Raw genomic sequence first — 3,502 nt, forward strand, 5'->3', positions numbered from 1 at the left:
GAGGTAGCAAGGGGTTTTTAAGGGGAGCCTGACGATTACCTACTTTCACACGGGTATCCGCACTATCATCGGCGTGGAGTCGTTTCACGGTCCTGTTCGGGATGGGAAGGGGTGGTTCCAACTCGCTATGGTCATCAGGCATAACTTGTATGTTCTGCTGCACGGTGTGTGCAACAAAACCAATTCGGAAGAAGCGTAGTACAACAATGTTGGGTTGCGAATGTATCGGCACAGCGATACTCACACCAGGAAAAACACACTGGTTATAGGATCAAGCCTCACGGGCAATTAGTATCAGTTAGCTTAACGCATTACTGCGCTTCCACACCTGACCTATCAACGTCCTGGTCTTGAACGACCCTTAAGGGGAATCGAGTTCCCAGGGAAGTCTCATCTTAAGGCGAGTTTCCCGCTTAGATGCTTTCAGCGGTTATCTCTTCCGAACATAGCTACCCGGCGATGCCACTGGCGTGACAACCGGTACACCAGAGGTTCGTCCACTCCGGTCCTCTCGTACTAGGAGCAGCCCCCTTCAAACTTCCAACGCCCACGGCAGATAGGGACCAAACTGTCTCACGACGTTTTAAACCCAGCTCACGTACCTCTTTAAATGGCGAACAGCCATACCCTTGGGACCGGCTACAGCCCCAGGATGAGATGAGCCGACATCGAGGTGCCAAACACCGCCGTCGATATGAACTCTTGGGCGGTATCAGCCTGTTATCCCCAGAGTACCTTTTATCCGTTGAGCGATGGCCCTTCCATACAGAACCACCGGATCACTATGACCTGCTTTCGCACCTGCTCGACTTGTCAGTCTCGCAGTTAAGCACGCTTTTGCCATTGCACTATCAGCACGATTTCCGACCGTACCTAGCGTACCTTCGTACTCCTCCGTTACACTTTGGGAGGAGACCGCCCCAGTCAAACTGCCTACCATGCACTGTCCCCGATCCGGATTACGGACCTAGGTTAGAACCTCAAACAAGCCAGGGTGGTATTTCAAGGACGGCTCCACAGAAACTAGCGTTCCTGCTTCAAAGCCTCCCACCTATCCTACACAGACCGGTTCAAAGTCCAATGCAAAGCTACAGTAAAGGTTCATGGGGTCTTTCCGTCTAGCCGCGGGTAGATTGCATCATCACAAACACTTCAACTTCGCTGAGTCTCGGGAGGAGACAGTGTGGCCATCGTTACGCCATTCGTGCAGGTCGGAACTTACCCGACAAGGAATTTCGCTACCTTAGGACCGTTATAGTTACGGCCGCCGTTTACCGGGACTTCAATCAAGAGCTTGCACCCCATCATTTAATCTTCCGGCACCGGGCAGGCGTCACACCCTATACGTCCACTTTCGTGTTTGCAGAGTGCTGTGTTTTTATTAAACAGTCGCAGCCACCAGTTTATTGCAACCCCTTCACCCTCCTGGCGCAGGCCAGTCAAGCTACAAGGGCGTACCTTATCCCGAAGTTACGGTACCAATTTGCCGAGTTCCTTCTCCCGAGTTCTCTCAAGCGCCTTAGAATACTCATCTCGCCCACCTGTGTCGGTTTGCGGTACGGTCTCGTATGACTGAAGCTTAGAGGCTTTTCTTGGAACCACTTCCAATTGCTTCGCGAACAAGTTCGCTCGCCCCACAGCCTTGAATTACGCGCCCGGATTTGCCTAAGCGCCTTCTCCACTGCAGGGACCGGGACTTCCAACACCCGGACAACCTTCCGCGATCCGTCCCCCCATCGCATCATACGACGGTGCAGGAATATTAACCTGCTTCCCATCAGCTACGCATCTCTGCCTCGCCTTAGGGGCCGACTCACCCTACGCCGATGAACGTTGCGTAGGAAACCTTGGGCTTACGGCGAGGGGGCCTTTCACCCCCTTTATCGCTACTCATGTCAGCATTCGCACTTCTGATACCTCCAGCATCCTTTACAAGACACCTTCACAGGCTTACAGAACGCTCTCCTACCATGCGAGCAAGCTCGCATCCGCAGCTTCGGTATATTGCTTAGCCCCGTTACATCTTCCGCGCAGGACGACTCGATCAGTGAGCTATTACGCTTTCTTTAAAGGGTGGCTGCTTCTAAGCCAACCTCCTGACTGTTTTAGCCTTCCCACTTCGTTTCCCACTTAGCAATATTTAGGGACCTTAGCTGGCGGTCTGGGTTGTTTCCCTCTTGACACCGGACGTTAGCACCCGATGTCTGTCTCCCGTGATTGCACTCTTCGGTATTCGGAGTTTGCTATGGCGAGGTAATCCGCAATGGACCCCTCAACCATGACAGTGCTCTACCCCCGAAGGTGATACACGAGGCACTACCTAAATAGTTTTCGGAGAGAACCAGCTATTTCCAAGTTTGTTTAGCCTTTCACCCCTATCCACAGCTCATCCCCTAACTTTTCAACGTTAGTGGGTTCGGTCCTCCAGTACGTGTTACCGCACCTTCAACCTGGCCATGGATAGATCACTTGGTTTCGGGTCTACACCCAGCGACTGAACGCCCTATTCGGACTCGCTTTCGCTACGCCTTCCCTATTCGGTTAAGCTCGCCACTGAATGTAAGTCGCTGACCCATTATACAAAAGGTACGCCGTCACCCCTTACGAGGCTCCGACTGTTTGTATGCATGCGGTTTCAGGATCTATTTCACTCCCCTCCCGGGGTTCTTTTCGCCTTTCCCTCACGGTACTGGTTCACTATCGGTCGATTACGAGTATTTAGCCTTGGAGGATGGTCCCCCCATCTTCAGACAGGATTTCACGTGTCCCGCCCTACTTTTCTCAAGCTTAGTTCCACACCAGGGTTTTCTCATACGGGGCTATCACCCACTATGGCCGGACTTTCCATTCCGTTTTGATAACACCGGTGCTAAATCTTGAAGGCTGGTCCCATTTCGCTCGCCACTACTTTGGGAATCTCGGTTGATTTCTTTTCCTGCAGCTACTTAGATGTTTCAGTTCGCCGCGTTCGCTTCGCTGGACCTATGTATTCAGTCCAGGATGACCTAAAAGGCCGGGTTTCCCCATTCGGACATTTGTGGATCAATGCTTATTTGCCAGCTCCCCACAACTTTTCGCAGGCTATCGCGTCCTTCATCGCCTGTAATCGCCAAGGCATCCACCACATGCACTTATTCGCTTGACCCTATAACGAGTGCGTCTCTCGACACATCCTTTATAGGTTGAGTTTTCGCGTTGTGCCGTATTCCAAGTCATCTTTCGATCACTTAAATACTGGTTGATACAATCACAACCCGTACAATTTCCACGCGCCATCTCTAACGCGCTTCCGTTGTACTACTTCTTCTTCCAAATTGTTAAAGAACAAATACTGCATGACATTGCTGTCATTCAAAAACGTTCACATTCAGGGATTTACCGCAGACGTAAAACACTTTTGACTGACATCGATGCGATCTAAGGTTTTGGTGGAGGCAGACGGGATCGAACCGACGACCCCCTGCTTGCAAAGCAGGTGCTCTCCCAGCTGAGCTATGCCCCC

1 tRNA gene and 2 rRNA genes are annotated in these 3,502 nt (G+C 51.7%); all 3 read right to left on the reverse strand.

Going from position 1 to position 3,502, the window contains the following annotated elements:
• Positions 1-26: 26 nt before the first annotated feature.
• The 3 genes from rrf to PMO31116_RS23420 all read right to left on the reverse strand — a co-directional run bounded on the left by rrf (position 27) and on the right by PMO31116_RS23420 (position 3,502).
• Positions 27-139, reverse strand: a 5S ribosomal RNA gene (gene rrf, locus PMO31116_RS23410).
• Between the two features lie 128 nt (positions 140-267).
• Positions 268-3,145: ribosomal RNA gene (locus PMO31116_RS23415) — 23S ribosomal RNA — on the reverse strand.
• A 281-nt stretch (positions 3,146-3,426) separates the two neighbouring features.
• A tRNA-Ala gene (locus PMO31116_RS23420) sits at positions 3,427-3,502 on the reverse strand.

Origin of the sequence: Pandoraea morbifera (genome assembly GCF_902459575.1) — a bacterium.
GTDB classification, from domain to species: Bacteria; Pseudomonadota; Gammaproteobacteria; order Burkholderiales; family Burkholderiaceae; genus Pandoraea; species Pandoraea morbifera.